General features: G+C 68.7%; 3 protein-coding genes. 1 reads left to right on the top strand and 2 read right to left on the bottom strand.

Annotated elements, in window-relative coordinates; translation table 11 throughout:
- Positions 1-363: 363 nt before the first annotated feature.
- The gene (locus D7X99_RS03180) at positions 364-1,197 is read right to left on the bottom strand and encodes a mechanosensitive ion channel family protein (protein WP_121776425.1); all 834 of its coding nucleotides are present in this window, start codon (positions 1,195-1,197) and stop codon (positions 364-366) included.
- A 199-nt stretch (positions 1,198-1,396) separates the two neighbouring features.
- Between D7X99_RS03180 and D7X99_RS03175 the strand changes: the two genes are divergently transcribed.
- Entirely contained in the window at positions 1,397-2,560 is a 1,164-nt protein-coding gene (locus tag D7X99_RS03175) for an alpha/beta fold hydrolase (protein WP_121776424.1), read from the top strand.
- A gap of 12 nt (positions 2,561-2,572) precedes the next feature.
- On the opposite strand, the gene D7X99_RS03170 is transcribed toward D7X99_RS03175, so the two are convergent.
- A partial coding sequence (locus tag D7X99_RS03170) for a hypothetical protein (protein ID WP_233613064.1) occupies positions 2,573-3,076 on the bottom strand: 504 nt, incomplete at its 5' end.

Genomic DNA, 3,076 nt, shown 5'->3' with positions numbered 1-3,076 from the left:
CTCATGTACTCCGCGCTCGGGGACGCCATCGCGGGCGCCACCCGGGGCGGTGGCGTTCGCGAGAAGTAAGGCCTGCTGCTGATTCCGGGATGACGCCCTGCGCCGTTCTCTCGCGAGAAGCGGAAGGTGGGTCAAATCCGCACTGGCCACACTATTCCGTGGGCAACCGAGCTGTCATGGGGGCGCCCAGCCGGAAGTACGAATGAATTCGCGTATTTATAGGAAGAGGCGGGATCCCCGAACTCATCACCGGAAGGACTCACGGTGTCGCTCAGAGGGGAACCTGCTCGCGGGGTCGTCCTCCCGCCAGGAGGGGGAGCAGGCCGGACGCCGGCCTGCTCGCCACCCGTCACCGACTGCGTTTCAGCCCGCCTTCGCCAGCGGCGGCGGCGGCGCGGTCAGCAGGGCCGCCGTGGGCACGGAGTAGTTCGCGGCCAGGAGGATCTCCGCGATGGCCTCGCCCACGTTGGCCTGCGTGTCGTTGTACTCGGTGGGCTTGCAGAAGATGCACACCGCCAGGATGGGGCCCTGGAACGTGAACTCCGCGACCTCCACCTGCGGCACGGGCTTCTCCTGGACGCCCTTCACCGTGACCATGCGATCCACCAGGGCCTGCTGAAGCACCCGCACGTCCACGCCGTGCATCAGCGGCACCTTCACCGTCATCTTGCGGTACGGGTGGTGGCTGTAGTTGATGATGTTGTCGCTGAACATCTGGTTGTTGCCCACGGCGATCCGCACGTTGTCCGACGTGTCGAGCGTGGTGACGAACAGGCCGATCTCCTGGACGATGCCCACGACGCCGCCCGCTTCAATCTCTTCGCCCACGCGGAAGGGGCGCAGCACCAGCAGGAAGATGCCCGCGGCGAAGTTGGCCAGCAGCCCGGACCAGGCCGCGCCGATGGCGATACCCGCGGCGGCGATCAACGCGGCGAAGGACGTGGTCTCCACGCCCATCAGCCCCAGGATGCCGACGATCAGCATTATCGTGAGCGTGCCGGTGAACAGCGAACCGACGTAGCGGATCAGCGTGGCGTCCAGTTGCCGCCGCTGCAGGCCCATGTCCAGCACCTTGCGGAAGCCGGCGATGACCGTCCGCCCGATGAACCAGACGAACAGCGCCCCAATGACCTTGAGCAGCATCGGGAGCGCTTCGGTCAGGGCAAGTGACTTCAATTGAACGACGATTTCATCCATGGTTCGAACTCCCTTGACCCGGACCGGGTGTGCGACGTGCCTTTTGCACGGGACTGGCCGGGGCATGCAAGCCGGGTTGCCTTGAATCCACATTTGTCTGAGAGGGCCATCCTGACCCTCCCGGGGCAGGGCTGACGCGCCGGGGCCAGCGATGACATGGGCCTTGCGTGGCGGGGCCGTGAGGCGGACGTTGCGGCGCATGCGCCTCTTCCCGGTCGCGGTCTCGTTGTTGCTGAGCGCCTGCACGGCGTCCCGCGTCGCGCTGTCTCCTCCCACGGGCGAGGAGGTGACGGTCTTCATCCATGGGTACCGCGGGTCGTTCCTCGCGACGGCGGACGGCGAGCGTGAGCGGGCCTGGGTGTCCATGGGCGACCTGCTGACGCGCGGTGAGCGGTCGCTGGCGCTGCCGTTTCCCGGGCAGCGGGCGACGCCGGGCTTCGGGCCTCTTGAGTCGGACGGACCGATGACGCGCTTCACGGTGCTGCCGTGGGTGGCGCGCTACGACATCTACAAGGGCTTCCTGGAGTTCGCGCGCGAGCGGCTGCCGGGCTTCGTGGTCTTCGACTACGACTGGCGGCAGGACAACCGCGTGACGGCGAAGCGGCTGTGCGCGCTGCTGGATTCGCTCGCGGAGGCGCGGGGTGGCCGGGTGAAGGTGAACCTGGTGGCGCACAGCATGGGCGGGCTCGTCACGCTGCACTGCCTGCGCTACGGCACCGGGGACGACACGGGCGAGCCCACGTGGGCGGGCGCCCGGCACGTGAAGCGCGTGGTGTTCCTGGGCACTCCGTTCCGGGGCGCGCCCGGCATGTTCGACGACTTCACCCTGGGCACGCCGGTGGGGCGCAACCGGGCGCTCCTGTCACCGGAGGCGCTCTTCACCTTCGCGTCCGCGTTCCAGCTGTTGCCCGCGGAGAGCGACTTCTTCGTGGACGCGAGCGGCCAGCCGGTGACGTTCGATGCCTACCGCCCGGACGCGTGGGTCGACGGCGGGTGGGGCGTGTTCCAGGACCCGGCGGTGCGGGGACTGCCCGCGTATCGCCAGTGGCTGGAGCGCATGCTCAAGGCGCGCTCGGAGCTGGCGCGCTCACTCTCGGAGCATGATGAACCGCCGCCGCCCTTCCGCACGCTGGCGGTGGTGGGCGTGGGGAATCCGGTGATCAAGTCGTTCCGGATCATCGACGGGAAGCCCACGTTCGAGGATCCGGTGCTCGCGGACGGAGATGGTTCGGTCCTGACGGCGAGGGCCATGCCGCCCGCGCCGCTCCACGTGGACCGGCTGGAGACGCAGGCGGACCACGTCGGGATGATGGGCGACGAGCAGGTCCAGGAGGCCGTCGCGCGCTTCATCACCGGCGACTGACTTGGGGGCGGCTCAGTCGCCCTGGATGGCGGCCTGCCAGTCGCCGTCCGACGAGATGCCCACGCGCATGCCGATGTAGCTCTTCTCCTTGCGCATGTCGTCGATCATCGAGTCCGGATAGATGCCCTTGAGCAGGGCGAAGTCCGCGTCGGTGGCGCCTTCACGGAAGGCGGTGGGCCACCAGTAGAGGTTGCCCTCCTGGTAGAAGGGGAGGTTGAGGACGTGGACCAGCCGCGCGAGCACCGGCTGCGGGCTGTCCTTCCACTCCTCCTGGATGCGCCAGGTGGTGGCCATGTCCTGGTCGGGGTCGTAGGAGAAGCGCACGCTCTTGCCCTTCTCGTCGCCCAGCTTCTGGAGGCCCGCGTAGTCGCACGCCACGGCGGCCTTGATGATGCGCTCGCGCATGGAGGCCACGGCCGGTGGCAGGGGCGTGGCGGTGGGCTTGGGGATAGGGCTCAGCCGGCTCGCCGAGCACGCCGCCGCGGCCGGGGTGCTCGGCTTGGAGGCAGGCGGGGC

Source organism: Corallococcus sp. AB032C, assembly GCF_003668935.1.
GTDB classification, from domain to species: domain Bacteria; phylum Myxococcota; class Myxococcia; order Myxococcales; family Myxococcaceae; genus Corallococcus; species Corallococcus exiguus.
This window is presented reverse-complemented; position numbering and strand designations above follow the sequence as displayed.

Coding starts and splice junctions, on each gene's coding strand:
- D7X99_RS03180 (WP_121776425.1), bottom strand. CDS start 1,197: ATGGATGAAATCGTCGTTCAATTGAAGTCACTTGCCCTGACCGAAGCG.
- D7X99_RS03175 (WP_121776424.1), top strand. CDS start 1,397: ATGCGCCTCTTCCCGGTCGCGGTCTCGTTGTTGCTGAGCGCCTGCACG.